The organism is Brevibacillus ruminantium (genome assembly GCF_023746555.1).
Taxonomy (GTDB): domain Bacteria; phylum Bacillota; class Bacilli; order Brevibacillales; family Brevibacillaceae; genus Brevibacillus; species Brevibacillus ruminantium.
This window is the reverse complement of sequence record NZ_CP098755.1, coordinates 3,637,301-3,655,415: the sequence shown is the minus strand read 5'-3', so window position 1 is coordinate 3,655,415 and position 18,115 is coordinate 3,637,301. Positions and strand designations below refer to the sequence as shown.

Sequence of the window (18,115 nt, the reverse complement as noted above, 5' to 3'; positions counted from 1 at the left end):
TGCTGCTGCTCGCCGTTACGGGAGCGAAGCCGTAAGAATGTTAGAATCGCCGAAGGAAATCATTTTTGAAGGAGAGCCTTATGCAGACATCAACTACATTTGAAGAACTCGTAAAAGAAAAATTTAGCGGATTATCTACAGCACAGAAAAAAGTAGCAGAACATGTGATCAGTCATCTGGAAAAGGCAGCCTTCAGTACAGCCGTACAGCTTGGCCGTGAAGTAGAGGTGAGTGAGACGACTGTGATCCGTTTGTCATACGCACTGGGATTCAGCAGCTTCTCCGAAATGCAAGACAGAATCCAGCAGCAGTTTCTGCAAAGCACCAGTCATTCTTATGCCAAAAACCTTCCAGAGAACACCACGACGTCTGAAGAAACGAATCCCTTTGCCCAGGTTTTTGAGAATGACATCTTTATTCTGCAGCAAACCTTGAAGCAGATGAACGTAGAGGATATCTGGAAAACGGCAGAGGCCATGATCAAAGCAGACCATGTCTTGGTAGTTGGCAACCGGGCATCTTTTTCCGCAGCCCACTGGTTTGCTTTTACGCTGGGCAACTTGCGAAAGAACGTTCATCTCTGTCCTTTTAGCGGCGACAACTATGAGAAGCTGTTCAATTTAGGGGAACAATCTGTGACACTGGCCATTTCGTTTCCCCGTTATTCCAAAGGAACCTTGCAAATTGCGGAAAGCGCCAAAAAGAGAGGGGCCACGCTGATTTCCGTTACAGATCGCGTTCTGTCCCCGGTTGGTCTGATCTCTGACATAACCCTGACAACAGAAGCCAAATTCGTTCTTCATACGGGCATTGATACGATGTCATCTGTCATCAGTCTGCTTCATGCTGTGATCCTGGGCGTTATGATGAAGGACCCGGATGGAGTGCGTGCTCGTCTGCATGGGCTGGAACAATTCTATGCCAATCACGATGTGTTCGTCGAATAACGAAAAGACTGCAGGAATCGAAGCAAATACATTTTTTCAGAGCAGCGGCTTTGAGCCGGCAACTCTGAAAGGGGGAGGATTCACATGACGCTTGTAATTGACGGTCATTTTGATCTTCTAATGGACGTTGCCATTCAGCGGCAACACGGCAGACGGAAAGTGATTGAGTCCTTGTATTTACCTCAGTTTCGTGACGGTGGAGTTGATTCCGTCGTCTCGGCGATCTTTGTTGACAGCGCTTTTTTGCCGGAAATGGGTCTGCGAAAGGCACTACAGCAAATTAGTGCCCTGTACGCAGAAATGGACGAATCCCCCGATAAAATTCTCGTCTGCAAAACGACAGATGACCTGATCAAGGCGAAGCAGGAGGGCAAGGTGGGGTTTGTCCTCTCGCTCGAAGGGGTAGAGCCGCTGTTTAACGATCTAAGCATGCTTCGTATTTTTTACGAGCTGGGTGTAAGGCTGATCGGACTTGTGTGGAGCAGGCGCAATTTTGCCGGGGATGGCAGCCACTTTTCTCCTGTCCGCGAGGGTCAAAAGGGCGGGATTACCGATTTTGGCATTCAGCTTGTTGAAGAAGCAGAAGCATTGGGGATGGTCGTCGATGTCAGCCACCTGAATGACGAGGGCTTCTGGGATGTTATGAAAATCGCGAAAAAGCCTGTGATTGCCTCCCATTCCAACTGTAGAGCTCTGGCAGCTTCGATGCGCAATCTGTCCAATGAACAGATAAGGGCTCTCGCAGAAAGAAATGGCGTGATCGGCATGAACGCGGTCAATTTCTTTGTATCCGAGAAAGATGAGGAGGCCGATCTGGAGCATCTTTTGGATCATGTGGATCATATCGTCAAGCTGGTAGGGCTGGAGCATGTCAGTCTCGGACTTGACATAACGGACGAGTTTTTGAAGTACGTCTCCCCGGAAAGTTTGGCGGCCTTTCCTCGCAAGCCTTTTGACGTCATCAAAGGACATGAACAAGTGCCGAATATTGCTATCGGCTTGATGAAGCGGGGATATAAAGACGATGCAATCGAGCGCATCATGGGCAACAATCTTCTACGAGTCTTTCGCGAGGTGTGGAGATAAAAAAAGATGATAAATAAAAAAGTCCCTCGTCCACTCTGAAGAGTAAGACGAGGGATCGGTTGGTCAACCGCCGTTGGTATTCAAAGAAGAGAAGTACTGAAGGATTCCTTTGAACAAACCCTCAGCAGCAAGCTCTTGCTGTTTTTCGGACCGGAGCTTGATTTCCTCATTGTAGTTGGAGAGGAAGCCGATCTCAGCCAGTATAGAGGTTACCGTGTTTTCCCGCAGTACGTAATAGTCCCCAAAACGGGCCTGCAAGTCTTTGTAGCTCGTCGCTTTTACAACCTCATTTTGCACAAGCGAGGCCAGTTTTCCTGAATTCCCCCGGTTGTAGTGGAAAATGATCGTTCCATTTGTGGCCGAATTGGGATGGGTGTTGTGGTGAATGCTGACAAAAATGTCGGCATTATTTTGTATCGCTACATCCACACGCTGTTGCAGGGTCAGCTTCCGGTCGTCACTTCGCGTCATGATGACTTTTGCCCCAGCAGCCTCCAGCTTGTGCCGCAGAATCATCCCAACCTGCAGGTTCACCGTTTTTTCCAGAGTGGAAAAGCTGGAACCGGTTGCTCCGTTGTCACTGCCCCCATGGCCCGGGTCTACGACAATCACTTTGCCGACCAGCTCATTTGACTTTACAATTGCCGGAACACCGACCGCAGAGACGAGCCACCCTGCTACATAACCGGTTGAACCGTCTGTGAAGGTGAGCTGGAACCAATCACCCTCGCGTTTGGCGATGGGGTATTTTTCACCTGGCTGCATCTGTTTGATGATTTCATGTTCAGTCCCGGGACCTGAACGTACGTTGGTATCGGGATTCACCACAGCGATGTGGGGTCCCGGCGGTGCTGGCATTTCGGGTTGTTTGACCGTGACCAGCCAGCCAGCGACCCAGCCCGTTTTTCCGTCTGGCGTCTGGACCTTGTACCAATCTGTCTGTTTTTCCAGGATATTCAATGTAGTACCGGCTTTCAACGTCCCCAGTACCGCACTGGCTGTATTTGACTCCGCACGAAGGTTCAAATCGTCTGTCTGAACGATAGCGGTCGGCTTTTCAGGCTGCGCCGGGGCAGCAGGCGATATCGGCGAATCGCCACTGTTGCCATGTCCATCGATGATATCCGGGGCAGGAGTGCCAGGATTATTGCCTGAAGATGGAGCTGAACCTGTTCCCGGCTGCGGGATCCATGCCTGGATGCCTTCGTAGGGAAATTGAATCCAGCCGTTTTGTTTGCTGGTCACGGTGATATTCATGCCGGAGTGAAGCTGACCGATGGCAGGCAAAGAAAGGTCCGGTGCCGGATAAACATATGGATTGTCTTCCAGTGTCAGTAAATTGCCGGCATTGCCAGCTTGTCCGGTAGCGGACGATCCCCCAGGTGCTGTCGGCACGGCTGGTGGTGTTGCTGAAGGCGGTGCAGCAGGTGTTCCAGTGGAGGGTGCCTGATGACCGGCAGCATTTCCAGCGTTGTGCTCCGTAACGAGCCATCCTGCTACCCAACCTTTTGTACTCGCCGATAATTGAATGGAAATCCATTCGCCATTACGCTCCAGCACCGTGAATTTGGTCCCGGGGTTGATGGTCTGAACCACCGGGAAGTTTTGACCAGGACCTGAGCGGACATTGAGATTATCTGTTTTGCTCTCAATTTGCGGCTTGGGAGCTTGCGCGGGGGTGGGTTGCGCTGCTGTTTTGGTAACCAGCCAGCCGGCGACCCAGCCTGTTTTGCCATTGGGCAGTTTTACGTTGATCCAATCCCCTTTTTCGGAAATCACGGGCAACACTGTATTGACAGGCAATGTCGTTACGACCTGATCCTGTGTGCTGGGACCGGATCGTACGTTCATATCGTCTACTTTTACTTGAACAGAGCCGGCAGCCCAAACGGTTGCAGCCGGAATGCTGAAGGCAAATGCCACAGCAAGGAGTGTCCGCAGGAGCTGTTTACGAAAAATCACGAGATGACACCCTTTCCACCTTGTATTGATCACACGTTGAGTTTACATGAAATTACCAAAAGTCTTCTTTCGCCTTCGCTCTCTCATTTTCCTGCATCTTCCGACAAACTTCTTTTTTATTTTCCAATTTTTTAGCGTTTCCCGATCTCTGTCCCAATAAGCCTCCCTTATTCTTTCGTGATCAGCGGGTCATACTAGAGAACAGCGTGATCGAAAAAGGAGGAGAACGGGTGCGACAATCCAGAAAGGAAGCATTTGCTCAGGAAACAAACAGACGACTGTTTTCCGTTGATTTTCATGATTTTCTGGAGAAGGAAGCGACATTAAATGACGTGGAGATGTCAAGGGAGTTTCACATCAGCGTGAGAGATGTTCAGGAGCTGAGAAAAAGGATTCGCCGATAAGTTCAGCCTGCAGGTTCAGCTCGCAAGGTTTCGCCTCAGGTTCTGCCTTGTTGACCCTGCCACTTCGGTCAGATAAGATGAAAGGGCAAACGTAAAAAGCAGGTGAACCCATGATTCAGGTGAAAAGTCAAGGACATCAATTTGAGCGGGAAATCGGTTTGATTCTCGCCTTGTTTTATGAAGAGCCACAGATTGCCTACGTATCCGAGTGGAAAGCGGCAGAGGGCCTGTGCATCAGTCTCGTCCTGGAGGAGCGTGAAAGCGGTGTTTACGCGCGGGGAGAGCTTCTGACAGGGGAGAGACGCATCCAGAAGGAGACGGAGCGTATCTATACCGTTTTTGAGGAAAAGGAGCAACGAAAGGTTGCCAAGCGGGCCGTCAGCTATGTTTTGTTGCTGCTTCTCGAAGAGCTGACCGGGATGGAGCAGGGCTGGGGAGTATTGACCGGCATCCGCCCCACCAAGCTGATGCACCAGCTTCTGTCTTCAGGAGAACCTCGGGAAGCGGTTCATCGCCGCCTCCAGCAGGATTACATGGTGCGCCCCTATAAAATTGAATTGCTTCAGCAAATCATCGACAGACAACTGCGTGTGGTTCCCGATTTCTATGAAATTGATCGGGAGCTCTCCGTTTATATCGGCATCCCTTTTTGTCCGACCAAATGCGCGTATTGCACCTTTCCGGCGTACGCCATCCGCAGCCATACGGCATCAGTGAACCCCTTTCTGGAGGGGCTTCATTATGAAATCGAACGCCTGGGCGAGTGGTTGACGGAGCGGGATATGCGGATCACTTCGATCTACTTTGGCGGGGGAACGCCCACCAGTATCACCGCTGACGATATGGATCAGTTGTTTCAAACCATGAACCGCACCTTTCCGCATATGGATCGTGTTCGTGAACTGACTGTGGAGGCTGGCAGACCCGACACCATCACCCCGGAAAAACTGGATGTGATGAAACGCTGGGAAGTGGACCGGATCAGCATCAATCCACAATCCTTTACTCAGGAAACGCTGCAGGCCATCGGACGTCATCACACGGTGGAGGAAACAATTGAAAAATATCACCTGGCAATGGAGATGGGTCTGACCAATATCAATATGGACTTGATCATCGGATTGCCAAACGAAGGGATGCGCGAATGGGAGCACAGCCTGCGGGAAGTGGAAAAGCTGATGCCGGCTTCCCTGACAGTTCATACCCTCTCGTTCAAGCGCGCTTCCGAGATGACGCAAAATAAGGAGCGCTATCAGGTGGCGAGCAGGGAAGAGGTCAGTCAGATGATGGAACTGGCGACAACGTGGACCCGGGCCCATGGCTATGATCCCTATTACCTCTACCGCCAGAAAAATATCCTGGGCAACTTGGAAAATGTGGGCTACGCACGAACCGGACAGGAAAGCATCTACAACATCATGATTATGGAGGAGGCGCAGACGATTTTGGGGCTGGGCTGCGGTGCTGTCTCCAAGCTGATGGCACCCGGAAGCGGCAAGCTTACCCGCTGGCCAAATCCAAAAGACCCGCGGACGTACAACGAGACCTACCGTAAGCTGACAGAGGAGAAGATTCGCGATCTGGATCAGGTGTACGGGTTTGCAGCACAGGAATCGAGCGGGGCACGCGTGTAACCTGATTTTTTCGATGAAAAAAGTTTTACCGAGGGCCTGTTGACGCGTGTATCTTCGTTTGTTATGATTTGCATTAAGATTTTACGTGAGCTTTTGAATCAATCATTGATCTGATGACGGGAACAAGTAACCAGGAAACGGATAGTCAGAGAGGAATTGCCGCGGCTGAGAGCATTTCCCTAACACGACTTGGCGAATGACATCCCTGAAGACCGCAGTGAACGACTGTTTGATTGGAAAACAAGTCTAGTAACTGGCAGGCGTATGCTGGCGTTAACAGCGAATAAGTGGGATTCTTCCTTGCGAGGGAGATCCAATCAGGGTGGCACCACGGGAGCAAAACCAATCTCTCGTCCCTGACATGTTGCAATCAACTACATGTCAGGAGGCGAGAGATTTTTTGTTTTGAAAAGAGGATTTGACAGGATACGAAGATGGAGGGGTAAGTCAGATGGCAAAGATTCAGATTCCTCGCGGTACGCAGGATATCATGCCGGGCACAGTCGAGCTGTGGCACTATATCGAGGCCAAAGCTCGCGACCTGTGTCGCAGGTTCAATTACCAGGAGATCCGCACGCCGCTTTTTGAGAACACAGAGCTGTTCCAGCGCGGAGTGGGAGAGACGACGGATATCGTCGAAAAGGAAATGTACAGCGTGTCCAATCCTCGCAGCGATGATACGCTGACCCTGCGGCCGGAAGGAACGGCGGGCGTTGTGCGGTCCTACGTGGAGAACAAGCTGTACGGCTCTCCCAACCAGCCGGTCAAGATGTATTACCTGGGTCCCATGTTCCGGCATGAGCGTCCGCAGGCTGGCCGGTATCGCCAATTTGTGCAATTTGGCGCGGAAGCAATCGGCTCCAGTGATCCGGCGATCGATGCAGAAGTGATCTCACTGGCCATGCGCTTGTACGAGGAGCTGGGATTGAGCGGTCTCAGCGTAGAGCTTAACAGCGTCGGGACGATTGAAGACCGGGCCAATCACCGCCACCACCTGCTGGCTCATTTAAACGGGGTGCGTGACCAGCTCTGTCCGGATTGTCAGTCCCGGATTGACCGCAACCCGCTTCGGGTGCTGGATTGCAAAAACGAGACCTGCCAGTCTTTGACCAAAGACGCTCCTTCGATCTTGGAGTACTTGAGCGAAGAGTCGGCGGCCCATTTTGAAGCAGTCAAAGCGTATCTGACAGCACTGGGTATCCGCTACACTGTAAATCCGCGCATGGTACGCGGGCTTGACTACTACACGCAGACTGCCTTTGAAATCAAGATGGCGGAGATCGGCGCTGTGGAAACGCTTTGCGGCGGCGGCCGATACAACGGGCTGGTGGCTGAGCTGGGCGGCGACGACATGCCGGGAATCGGTTTTGCGCTGAGCATTGAACGGCTTTTGCTCGCTTTGGAAAAGCAGGGCATCAACCTGCCGGTAGCGATTGGAGTGGACTGTTTCGTCGCGATCCAGACTCCGGAGGCGAAAACCACCGCGTTTAGACTCGTCGATCGTCTGCGCAGTGCAGGCGTAGCGGCGGAGCTCGATTATCTCGACCGCAAGATGAAGGCTCAACTGAAGCAGGCAGACCGCCTTTCGGCAAGGTTTACGGTGATTATTGGCGAGTCGGAATTGGCGAACGGCAGTGCGGTCCTGAAAGAGATGGCCACTGGTGAGCAGCAGGAATACAAGCTGGAAGAGCTGCCGGGTGAGCTGGTTAAACGTTTGAAATCGTAATCTCCAAATTTACACCTATAAATAGAAAATGAGTGGAGGAAATCACAATGAGTTGGCAATATCGCACTGTACAATGCGGAGAGGTTGGCAAAGAACACGTAGGACAGGAAATCGTGTTAAACGGGTGGGTGCAAAAGCGCCGTGACCTCGGGGGCGTGATCTTCATCGACTTCCGGGACAGAACAGGTATTGTGCAGATTGTTTTCAATCCGGAGCATGACAAGGCCGCTTGGGAAATCGCTGACAAAGTGCGCAGCGAGTACGTTCTCGCAGTCAAAGGTAACGTCGTGGAGCGCTCTCCCGAAGCTGTCAATCCGAAGCTGAAAACTGGCGAAGTAGAGGTGCTGGTCAGCGAAATCCTGATCTTGAACGATGCCAAAACACCGCCGTTCCAGATTGAGGATGAAATCGACGTAGATGAGCAGGTACGCCTGAAGTATCGCTACCTCGACCTGCGCCGTCCCGAGATGCAGCGTTCGCTGATGCTGCGCAGCAAGGCGGCGAAAGCATTCCGTGATTTCCTTGATGAGCGTGCTTTCGTAGAAGTAGAAACGCCGATGCTGACGAAAAGCACGCCGGAGGGTGCGCGTGAATACATGGTTCCTTCCCGTGTGCATCCAGGAGATTTTTACGTGCTCCCGCAGTCCCCTCAGCTCTTCAAACAATTGCTGATGGTCTCTGGCCTGGAGCGCTACTATCAAATCGCTCGCTGCTTCCGTGACGAGGACTTGCGTGCTGACCGTCAACCTGAGTTTACCCAGGTGGACATCGAAACCTCTTTCCTTTCCATGGAGCAATTGCTGCCAATGATGGAAGAGATGATCGCTCATGTGTTTAAAGCCACAATCGGCGTAGATGTGCCAACTCCGTTCCCGCGTCTCACCTATGCAGAAGCGATGAACCGCTATGGCTCTGACAAACCGGATGTTCGCTTTGGCATGGAGCTGACCGATGTGTCGGATCTGGTGGCAAACAGTGATTTTAAAGTATTTGCCAGCGTGGTAGCTGGAGGCGGTCAGGTCAAAGCGATCAACGCCAAAGGCTGCGGCCATTATTCCCGCAAAGAAGCCGATGACCTCGGCAAGTTCGCTTCCCGTTACGGTGCCAAAGGGTTGGCCTGGATCGGCTTTAAAGACGGCGAAGTAAAAGGCCCGATCGCCAAGTTCTTTACGGATGAGGAATTCAGCGCTATCAAGGAGCGTCTCGCTGTCGAAGATGGTGACCTGATCCTGTTCGTTGCTGACAAGCCGAAGGTGGTTGCCGATGCGTTGGGTGCGCTGCGCTCCAAGCTGGGAGCAGAGCTGGGCTTGATCGACCACAGCCAGTTTGCCTTCCTCTGGGTCGTAGACTTCCCGCTGGTAGAGTGGGACGAGGAGACCAAGCGCTATGTGGCGCTGCACCATCCGTTCACCCGTCCAAAAGACGAGGATATGCACCTGTTGGAAACAGACCCGGGACAGGTTCGCGCCCAAGCGTACGACATGGTGTTAAACGGTTACGAGCTTGGCGGAGGTTCCATGCGGATTTACAAACGCGATGTACAGGAAAAAATGTTCCGTACGCTGGGTCTCACGGAAGAAGAAGCAAAGCAAAAATTTGGCTTCCTTTTGGATGCCTTCGACTATGGAACGCCTCCGCACGGCGGCATCGCCCTTGGTCTCGACCGTTTGATCATGCTGCTGGCGGGACGAAACAATCTGCGTGAAGTAATTGCCTTCCCGAAAACGGCAAGCGCAAGCGACCTGATGGTAAATTCACCAGGACCAGTAGATGCGAAACAGCTCGCTGAACTGCATATCACCACGACCGTAAAAGAAGAAGAATAAGGCAGGCTTGCATAGTCGCATTAGCGTCTGTTACATTGGTAATACTGATAAATAGCCCTGCGATGTACGTGACTTCCGATAGTTTTGAGCCACAAAGTCTTTTTAGGGAGTTTTTCGTCCGCAACCGAGAGGACATGCCTCCACAGAGTGGAAGTCTGATACGGTTAGGCAAGACACCCACCTGCGATATGCAGGTTCAAAACTGTAGGAGCAGCACGGCATTTTGGGGCTCCTTTTATGTCTGACATTCCCACTTTTCCGATTGCTTATGAAATGGGAACGTCCTTGTGCAAATACTGACATGCCAGATTAGAAAGGTTGACGATGAATGCTTCACCAATTTTCCAGATGTGAATTGGCCTTCGGTCCCGAAGGTTTGGAAAAAATGAAAAACAGCACTGTCGCTGTGCTTGGCATTGGAGGTGTCGGCTCCTTCACTGTTGAAGCTCTGGCCCGCACCGGAGTAGGCAGGCTGGTGCTGGTCGACAAGGATGTTGTCGATATTACCAATATCAATCGGCAGATTCATGCCACTCTCCATACGGTTGGACAGAAAAAAGCGGATCTGATGAAGGAGAGGATTGCAGCGATCAATCCTGCCTGTGAGGTTGTGACCCTGAATATGTTTTACAACGAGGAAACAGCCGATGAGCTTTTCTCCCATCAATTTGACTATATTGTCGATGCGATGGATACCATGTCCGCCAAGCTACACGTGATCACCGAGGCGAAACGGCGCAATATCCCGATCATCTCCAGCATGGGTGCCGCCAATAAGATGGACCCGACCCGGTTCGAGGTGGCAGATATTTCTCAGACCAGCTATGATCCAATAGCCAAAGTCATCCGGCGTGAATTGCGCAAACGCGGAATCCACAAAGGTGTCAAAGTGGTCTATTCCCGGGAGATTCCCGTTACGATTCGGACAGATGTCCGGGAAAAAATCGTCACCAATCCGGATTCACCGATCAGCAAAGTAAGGCAGCCCCCAGCGAGTAATGCATTTGTGCCCTCGGTGGCCGGTTTAATTTTGGCTAGCGTGGTCGTCCGAGATTTGGTCGACTGGCAGCCAGTCAAAGGATAGAGCGCCATGGATTTATTTTCATTTGCACATGAAAGCCAGGACAAAGGAAAGTCGAAGCCGCTGGCAGCACGAATGCGGCCGCAGACCATACAGGATGTGATCGGCCAGGAGCATATCCTGGGTCCGGGCAAGCTGCTGCGCCGAGCCATTGAGGCTGACCAGGTGTCCTCTTTGATTTTTTACGGACCGCCCGGAACGGGGAAAACAACGCTGGCAAAGGTGATCGCTCGTACCACCCGAACGCATTTTGCCGAACTGAATGCGGTTACAGCAGGTGTGGCGGATATCCGCAGGGTTGTGGATGAATCAAAAGAGCGCTTGGTTATGGGCGGGCAGCGCACCACGCTGTTTGTCGATGAGATCCACCGATTCAACAAGGCACAGCAGGACGCCCTGCTTCCGTATGTAGAAGAAGGCACGATTACACTGATTGGAGCGACGACAGAGAATCCGTTTTTTGAGGTGAATCCGGCGCTGTTGTCTCGTTCCCAAATCTTCTCGCTGCAGCCGCTGTCGCATGAGCATCTGCGCCAAGTGATGCAGCGTGCGCTGACAGATGAGGAAAACGGGCTGGCAGAACTGTACGTCGAGGTGACGCCGGAAGCGAGCGAGCATCTGATCCAGTATGCCGAAGGAGATGCGCGCCGCATGCTCAATGCGTTGGAGCTGGCAGCCACCACCACGCCCCCGGGGATGGATGGTCGGATCGTCATCACGCTGGATGTAGCTGTGGAGTCGATCCAGCGCCGCGCTGTTCGCTATGATAAAAGCGGCGACAATCACTACGACACGATTTCAGCTTTTATCAAATCGATTCGCGGCTCTGACCCGGATGCTGCTCTCTACTGGCTGGCGCGGATGATCGATGCCGGTGAGGACCCCCGGTTTATCGCGCGGAGGCTGATTATCTCCGCTTCGGAAGACATCGGGAATGCCGATCCGCAGGCGATTACCGTAGCCGTCTCCTGTTTTCAGTCCCTGGAGTTGGTGGGAATGCCGGAAGGACGGATACCGCTGGCGCAAGCGACCACCTATCTGGCCACCGCACCGAAAAGCAATGCCGCATACAACGGAATCAACCAGGCATTGGACACCATTCGCTCAGAAGGGCATAAGCCCGTCCCCATTCACCTTCGTGATGCCGCCTACAAAGGGGCCTCGCGTCTCGGACATGGAAAAGGGTATCTGTACCCGCATAACTACCCGGGCGGTTATGTCCCGCAGCAGTATCTGCCGGATGAAGTAAACACGATCTTTTATCAACCCAAACCGATTGGCTACGAGCAGGAGATTACACGCCTGCAGCAGGAAAGAAGAGAGCTGGCCAAAAGGCTGGGGAGCCATAGGTCCGGTGAAAATTGACTCCCCCGATCAGGGGGAGGAAGAATCAAGTCCGTATGTCTCCGCCCGGTTTGTTGGGCAAATCTCCGTTTTCATTCGGCTGTTTGCTTTGTTCAGGCGCACCATACCGCGCTTTGTGGGCAATCGTACCGGCCGGTTGATCATACAGCGTCTCGGATGGATGATTGCGTCCTCTCTCCGAGCGTTTGTTCGTTGCCATCGTGCATTCACCCCCCTGGAAGCTAGTTTGTCCCCGACGAGCAGAGTCATGTACCAGGATGGACGGGGAAATCGATTTTTTGGGGAATACTGCAGTAGAGGAGAGTTGTAACGTGAAAATTTCTACGAAAGGACGATACGGGCTCACGATTATGATGGAGCTGGCGAACCGTTTTGGGGAAGGCCCTGTCTCCTTGAGAAGTATCGCCGAACGCCATGAGCTGTCTGAACACTATCTGGAGCAATTGGTCGCTCCTTTGCGCAATGCCGGACTGGTAAAAAGCATTCGCGGAGCCTACGGCGGCTATGTGCTCGCCAAACAACCGGAAGAAATCTCGGCTGGTGATATCATTCGCGTACTGGAGGGGCCGATCAGCCCTGTGGAATTTGCCGAGGAGGAGGACCCGGCCAAGCGCTATCTCTGGCTGCGCATTCGCGACAGCATTTCCTCTGTACTTGATTCCACGTCTTTGCAGGATTTGATCAGCTTTAAGGATGACGGCCATTCTGACGGCTACATGTTTTATATATAGAAGGTGACATTTGTGCGAGAGAGTATTTATCTGGATCATGCGGCCACGACACCCGTTCACCCGCGTGTAGTCGAAGCGATGTATCCTTACTTAACCCAGGTTTACGGCAATCCTTCCAGTGTGCACAGCTTTGGACGTGAGTCGCGGCAGGCTTTGGAAAAAGCCAGGGATCAAATCGCTGGACTGATCGAGGCTAATCCACAGGAGCTGGTCTTTACCAGCGGGGGGACCGAAGCAGACAATATGGCGATCATTGGCGGGGCACTCGCACAGCGTGAGCGCGGCCGTCATATCATCACCTCCAGCATCGAGCATCATGCCGTACTTCATGCCTGTGAGTATCTGGAGAAGAACGGTTTTGAAGTAACGTACCTGCCTGCTGACAAAACCGGCATGGTCCGTGTGGAAGACTTGAAGCATGCAGTCCGGTCAGATACGATCTTGGTCTCCATCATGTATGGAAACAACGAGGTGGGCACGATCCAGCCGATTGAAGAGATGGGAAGATTCCTGCAGGAGCGCGGGATTGTCTTTCACACGGATGCAGTCCAGACCCTGGGGGTTTTGCCGATCAGCGTCAAAGAGCTTCCGGTTGATATGCTGTCCATCTCTGCCCATAAGATCAATGGGCCAAAAGGAGTAGGAGCCCTTTACCTGGGGAAAAAAGTTCCTTTCACGCCACACCTGCACGGAGGCTCTCAGGAGCGTAAACGCCGGGCAGGAACGGAAAACCTGGCCAGCATCATCGGTTTTGCAGAAGCGGCGTCGATCGCGCAAGAAGAAATGCCAGAACGCATTGCGAAATATCAGCAAATGCGGCAGACCATGCTCTCCTGCTTTGATGAGGCGGGCATTCCCTATCAGGTAAACGGTCATTCCGAGAAGTATTTGCCTCATATTCTCAATGTCAGTTTTCCCGATGTAAAGACGGAAACAATGCTGATGAACCTCGATCTCGAGGGGATAGCAGCGGCCAGTGGTTCCGCGTGTACGTCGGGATCGCTGGAGCTTTCGCATGTACTGAAGGCGATGTGCCTGGACGAACCGGTGGCCCAGTCGGCGATCCGGTTCAGCTTTGGAATCACCAACACCGTTGAGGAAGCGGAGCGGGCTGCCCGGAAGGTGGTCGAGATTGTTCATCGGCTGAAACGATAACCACAAGCCGACGTGTCTCAACCGAAGCCCAGAACAGTACAGAAGACAAAAACCAACGGCGTGTGCCCGTTGGTTTTTTGCTTGATCGGTTTTCTTATCGTACAGAACAAAGAACAACCAGACCGATGCCGGCGGTGTACATCAGCGCTTCCCGTATCTTCCCTCGCTGCCTGTGCAGGACAAAAAGCAGCGCGGTTTCTCCAAGCAGAGTCAGAAGCCATCCCAGAAGATAGACGAGGAGAGTAGAGATGCTACTGACCATGACGGAAAACAGTCCAAGTGCAATCAGCCAGTAGGTCTTGCCAAGTTTGCCAAGCAAATACTTGATGAGCGCCCCGACGGAGCAGCCTCGACGCAGCATCCGCCAAGAAACGGGGAGGGCGAGCAAGACGACAAAGTACAGCAATCCCTCACCGAACACATGAAACAGTGACGCGCCAAACAATTTTGTAAAGCTGATACCGCTCCATTCCGTTGGCTCCCATTCCTCAAAAGCTTGCTCAATCGCTTGCCGCCCCGCCTCCGATAAGTCCGGAACTGAGAGAATCTCCTCCTTATTCCGGAAAAATCCGACACTGTCCCTCTGACGGATGATGCTTTCGGCTTCGCTGCTAGAGAGCCCGGGAATCATCATCAGGTCGTAAACATCCGCTGCGTTGATCGAAAACGAATAGGCGGGAAAAGTGTTCCCCTTAAATTGATCGAAGGCGAAAAAAGGATAATCGACGTCGCGGGCCGTCAGCCAGATTTCCGGACCGATTCGGCTGGCGATGTCGGGACCTGTCACGTCTCCTGTCGCTTCCCGGAACAACTCGGTAATCCGCTGCTTTTCACCGGGGAACTCCTTTCCATACCCTTCCAGAAAATCGAGCATTTGTCCTTTTTCGCTTTTGCTTGGGTTCACGTGCTTGTGCAGGACGGCGAATATTTTCAAGTACTGATTTTGCAGAGGCGAAAACATATCTTCGGGAGGAGCTGGCAGCGGCTGTTTTTCCCGGAGAAAGTCGCGGTAAAATTCGGCCGATAGATACTCTTCCTTCAATTCACTGTCCAACAGCCGGGTAAAAAAGCCTGAAATGACACCCTCTGTTGAAATCATCCTGGCGGGGGAGCGAAGTGCCGTTTTGTCAAAATGGATGCCCGTATTCCGATATAACAGGGAATCTGCCGGGGACATTCCGGGGCGGACGACAGGGGGATGGAGAAGCTCTCCGGTGTCTACTCCGTGATGCCTTCGCGTGTTTTCCAGCTGCTGATACCAAAAGGGCAAAGAGGCACGGTAAAAATCCAGCCGAAAAAGCCAGTCGTAATCCCGGTCGTAGCCGGCGATTTTTTTTCGGGTCATGTCGAGCATCCGCTGTTCGCTTTCGTCCATCAGACGTCTGCGTCCTTCGTCCGGATCATAGCGTCTGGCGATCTTCTCAAAGTGCTCGGCAAATCCTTCATTAAAAGCGGTAGCATAGTCGGTCACGGTACCTGAGTAATGCATGGTGACTGACTTCGAACGTGGCTCCGCCTGGGATAGCATGTGGTAAATCAGATGCCCCATTTCGTGGGGATAAATTTGTGTCGTCGCTCCGAGCTGCTCTTCCGCCCCCGGCGATTTTTTCATGAGATCGATGTAGGGCACGTCCGTTTTGTCGATCAAACTGCCGTTTTCCCGTAGGTAAAATCCCTTCCTGGCGAATCCGCCAATACGATCAGACAGAAGCAAATACGCCGGCTCGAATTGGTGCGAACTCTTTTGGTTTTTCAGATAGTTTTGCGCGAGATGGTAGAGCTTTACGGATTCCCGCATGAACGAACCTCGATACAACGCCTCTGTCTCCGCTTTGTCAGTGGCATCGTCCGGAAAAGCTTCGGCGACCGGGTATCTATCTACATACTCCCCGGATACGGATTGCAAAATGAGTTGACTGTCGCTCTCCGCTGGCATCACGTATCGCTCAAACAGGTCTCCATTCGGCGCAGCCCGGGCAGGCTTTACCAGGGAGCAGGCCATCAGCAGTACCAGGGGCAACATCAAAAAAGAACGCAGGCCTTTCATCTGTCCCCCTCCCTTTTGCTGCCGGCAGATAGCAACCGTCTCGAGCCTGTTCCCTGAGGCCAGCCTCGTTCAATAGCCAGTGCGCTCAGCAAACCTAGTACGCCAGCACATAGAAAGAAAACCATCACCGACAAGCCAGCGTGCCTTTCAACCAAGCCGGACAACTCCAAAGCGGCATGGATCGGCGAGAAAACAGCCATTCCTGTCGAAAACACCGGGGAATACGGTTCTGTCATTTTGGACAAGATGCTCGGCAGCAGCAGGAGAAGAAAGGCTGTTTCATAGGCACCAAGCCGCCTATGGCTGATCGAGCCTGCCAAGAAACCGATCGAAAACACTAGCTGTAGAAGGCCGCCAGCCAAAAGAAACCAGCAGACAGCACCCGTCAACGAATAATAAGCAGGCAAGAAGAGCGGCATCACCGTAAAAAACAGGATATGGACAAACGCAATTCCTTGAATGACGGCGGTGCCGGCAAGGTATTTCGCCAGTGCAATCTCGCTTTTGCTGACTGGAAGCGAGGCGAGAAAAAGATTTGATTGATCGGCGCGATCATTGGCGAATACCCGGACTCCGAGAATCAGCGCGAGTACGATCCCCAGATAGACAAATGTCGAGCCTTCTCCACGGGTAAAAATGTTCTCCGCGTGCAGTGACCAATCTCCCCATGGCCGGCTCCTGTTCGGCCTGTCGAGCCAGTACAGAAGCGAGCCAAAGAGCGGAGTCAGGCCCATCAGGCAAAACGATAGGACAGCCATCCAACGCAATTGTACACATTCTTTTTCAAATAGCGCTTTCACTGCATGCAGCCGTATCAAACGAGTATCCCTCCTTGGATGCGGTGTAAATAAACAATTCCTCCAGACTGGCGGGCAGAATATCCAGATGGGAGGGAGCAAGCAGGCGGATCCGCTCCGTCGTTTCGTCAACATGGTCCCTTATGAATAGGGAATACATGCTGCCCTGCTGTTTGACATGCAAGACGCCCGGAAGCTCCCTAATTTCTTTGGGAAGTCCGTCCGGAAGCACGGCCTGAATGCAGCGGGAAGTTCGCTTCAGCTCATCGACGGAAGCGTGAAACAGAAGCCGTCCCTCCAGAAGCATTCCGACGTTGTCTGCCATCCGTTCGGCTTCCTCGGGGTGATGCGTCGTGAATAGAACAGTAGTCTCGCGTTCCGCAACCACATCCATAATCAACCGGAAAAAAGACTGTCGATGGACAGGGTCAAGCCCGCTTGTGGGTTCATCGAGAAGAAGCACTCTAGGCCTGGCGGAGAGCGCAATCACGAGAGAAAGCTGGACCTTCATCCCTTTGGATAGCTGGCGGATTGGCAACTCGGAGGCAAGGCCAAAAAGTTCCTGCAAGTGCCGGCACAAACGCTCGTCCCAGAGCGGGTAGAGGGCAGCGCACAAACGCAGCAGCTCTTTGACGCGCAGATTCGGAAAGGCCGGCGCTGTCATGAAGCCGACCTCGCTACGCACCAAGCCGGACTTTTCGTCCGCGTTCTTTTCGAAAATAAGGCTTTTTCCCGCGGTCGGTTTGGCTAACCCGAGCAGCGTGTGGATGAGTGTGGTCTTGCCGGCGCCATTTGGCCCGATCAAGGCGCACACGGTACCGGGGGGGACAGAGAAGGTCACGTTACACAAAACGGGCCGGTTTCCGATCTGCTTGGTGAGTCCGATCACTTCGATTGCGTTCACGGTGATTCTCCTTTCTTTTCGTACCATTCCCGGGCCATGGAGTGAAGCATGGCGAGCAGCTCTTCTTCTCCGAGCTGCAAATAGTGCGCCTCCACGAGAATTTTTTCCATTAGCCCTTCAATAGAGCGCTGCTTCATTTCGTCTCCGACACCGGAGGAGAGAGCGGCAGCAAAGGTTCCGCGCCCTCTTATCGTTTCGATAATGCCCTCTCGTTCCAGTTCTTGATAGGCCTTTGCGATCGTATTCGGGTTGATGGCAATTCTTCCGGCCAGTTCCCTGACCGACGGCAGCTTCTCCCCCGGTGCGATCAGTCCTTTGGCGACCGCCTCTTTGATCTGCTGAATGATTTGCTGATAGATCGGTAAATCTGAGCGAGGATCAATCCGAGGCCACAAGGTATTCACCTCCGTACAGGATGGTGTACTATGTGTACTAGTTTATGTAGTACAC

Annotated in this window: 16 protein-coding genes and 1 other RNA gene; 11 read left to right on the top strand and 6 right to left on the bottom strand. The window is 52.6% G+C overall.

Features of this window, described 5'->3' with window-relative positions; translation table 11 throughout:
- The first annotated feature begins 80 nt into the window (after positions 1–80).
- The gene (locus NDK47_RS18230; RefSeq protein WP_251871194.1) at positions 81–947 is read left to right on the top strand and encodes a MurR/RpiR family transcriptional regulator; all 867 of its coding nucleotides are present in this window, start codon (positions 81–83) and stop codon (positions 945–947) included.
- Between the two features lie 84 nt (positions 948–1,031).
- Entirely contained in the window at positions 1,032–2,033 is a 1,002-nt protein-coding gene (locus tag NDK47_RS18225; protein ID WP_251871192.1) for a dipeptidase, read from the top strand.
- Between the two features lie 63 nt (positions 2,034–2,096).
- Here NDK47_RS18225 and NDK47_RS18220 read toward each other — a convergent pair whose 3' ends face one another.
- Entirely contained in the window at positions 2,097–3,995 is a 1,899-nt protein-coding gene (locus tag NDK47_RS18220) for an N-acetylmuramoyl-L-alanine amidase family protein (protein WP_251871191.1), read from the bottom strand.
- 230 nt (positions 3,996–4,225) lie between these two features.
- Between NDK47_RS18220 and NDK47_RS18215 the strand changes: the two genes are divergently transcribed.
- The 7 genes from NDK47_RS18215 (at position 4,226) to NDK47_RS18185 (ending at position 12,031) form a co-directional block, all read left to right on the top strand.
- A complete protein-coding gene (locus NDK47_RS18215; protein ID WP_251871189.1) occupies positions 4,226–4,399 on the top strand; it encodes a hypothetical protein in 174 nt (57 codons plus the stop codon).
- Between the two features lie 110 nt (positions 4,400–4,509).
- Positions 4,510–6,033, top strand: coding sequence for a coproporphyrinogen III oxidase (locus tag NDK47_RS18210; protein ID WP_251871187.1), 1,524 nt, complete (start codon positions 4,510–4,512; stop codon positions 6,031–6,033).
- A gap of 451 nt (positions 6,034–6,484) precedes the next feature.
- A complete protein-coding gene (gene hisS / locus NDK47_RS18205) occupies positions 6,485–7,759 on the top strand; it encodes a histidine--tRNA ligase (protein ID WP_251871186.1) in 1,275 nt (424 codons plus the stop codon).
- Between the two features lie 47 nt (positions 7,760–7,806).
- Complete coding sequence (gene aspS / locus NDK47_RS18200; protein WP_251871184.1) at positions 7,807–9,585, top strand: aspartate--tRNA ligase; 1,779 nt, start codon at positions 7,807–7,809, stop codon at positions 9,583–9,585.
- A gap of 51 nt (positions 9,586–9,636) precedes the next feature.
- A non-coding RNA gene (ssrS, locus tag NDK47_RS18195) (6S RNA) lies at positions 9,637–9,819 on the top strand.
- Positions 9,820–9,913: 94 nt separating this feature from the next.
- Positions 9,914–10,669: a tRNA threonylcarbamoyladenosine dehydratase gene (locus NDK47_RS18190; RefSeq protein WP_251871183.1), complete on the top strand. Its 756-nt coding sequence runs from the start codon at positions 9,914–9,916 to the stop codon at positions 10,667–10,669.
- 6 nt (positions 10,670–10,675) lie between these two features.
- Positions 10,676–12,031 carry an AAA family ATPase gene (locus NDK47_RS18185; RefSeq protein WP_251871182.1) on the top strand — a complete coding sequence of 452 codons (1,356 nt, stop codon included), beginning with the start codon at positions 10,676–10,678 and terminating at the stop codon, positions 12,029–12,031.
- A gap of 25 nt (positions 12,032–12,056) precedes the next feature.
- Here the strand turns inward: NDK47_RS18185 and NDK47_RS18180 are convergent, their stop codons facing one another.
- A complete protein-coding gene (locus tag NDK47_RS18180) occupies positions 12,057–12,230 on the bottom strand; it encodes a hypothetical protein (RefSeq protein WP_251871180.1) in 174 nt (57 codons plus the stop codon).
- 112 nt (positions 12,231–12,342) lie between these two features.
- Between NDK47_RS18180 and cymR the strand changes: the two genes are divergently transcribed.
- Together cymR and NDK47_RS18170 are read left to right on the top strand one after the other, a co-directional pair.
- Entirely contained in the window at positions 12,343–12,762 is a 420-nt protein-coding gene (cymR, locus tag NDK47_RS18175) for a cysteine metabolism transcriptional regulator CymR (RefSeq protein ID WP_251871178.1), read from the top strand.
- A gap of 12 nt (positions 12,763–12,774) precedes the next feature.
- Positions 12,775–13,917: a cysteine desulfurase family protein gene (locus NDK47_RS18170; RefSeq protein ID WP_251871177.1), complete on the top strand. Its 1,143-nt coding sequence runs from the start codon at positions 12,775–12,777 to the stop codon at positions 13,915–13,917.
- Positions 13,918–14,011: 94 nt separating this feature from the next.
- Here NDK47_RS18170 and NDK47_RS18165 read toward each other — a convergent pair whose 3' ends face one another.
- The 4 genes from NDK47_RS18165 to NDK47_RS18150 are packed head-to-tail and all read right to left on the bottom strand — an operon-like array spanning position 14,012 to position 18,060.
- Positions 14,012–15,964 carry a helix-hairpin-helix domain-containing protein gene (locus NDK47_RS18165; protein ID WP_251871175.1) on the bottom strand — a complete coding sequence of 651 codons (1,953 nt, stop codon included), beginning with the start codon at positions 15,962–15,964 and terminating at the stop codon, positions 14,012–14,014.
- Positions 15,961–16,782, bottom strand: a complete 822-nt coding sequence (locus NDK47_RS18160; RefSeq protein ID WP_251871174.1) for an ABC transporter permease — start codon at positions 16,780–16,782, stop codon at positions 15,961–15,963. Before NDK47_RS18160 ends, NDK47_RS18165 begins: the two co-directional genes overlap by 4 nt.
- Entirely contained in the window at positions 16,748–17,665 is a 918-nt protein-coding gene (locus NDK47_RS18155) for an ABC transporter ATP-binding protein (RefSeq protein ID WP_251871172.1), read from the bottom strand. The genes NDK47_RS18160 and NDK47_RS18155 overlap by 35 nt, the downstream gene beginning before the upstream one ends.
- Positions 17,662–18,060: a GntR family transcriptional regulator gene (locus NDK47_RS18150; protein ID WP_251871171.1), complete on the bottom strand. Its 399-nt coding sequence runs from the start codon at positions 18,058–18,060 to the stop codon at positions 17,662–17,664. The genes NDK47_RS18155 and NDK47_RS18150 overlap by 4 nt, the downstream gene beginning before the upstream one ends.
- Positions 18,061–18,115: the final 55 nt, after the last annotated feature.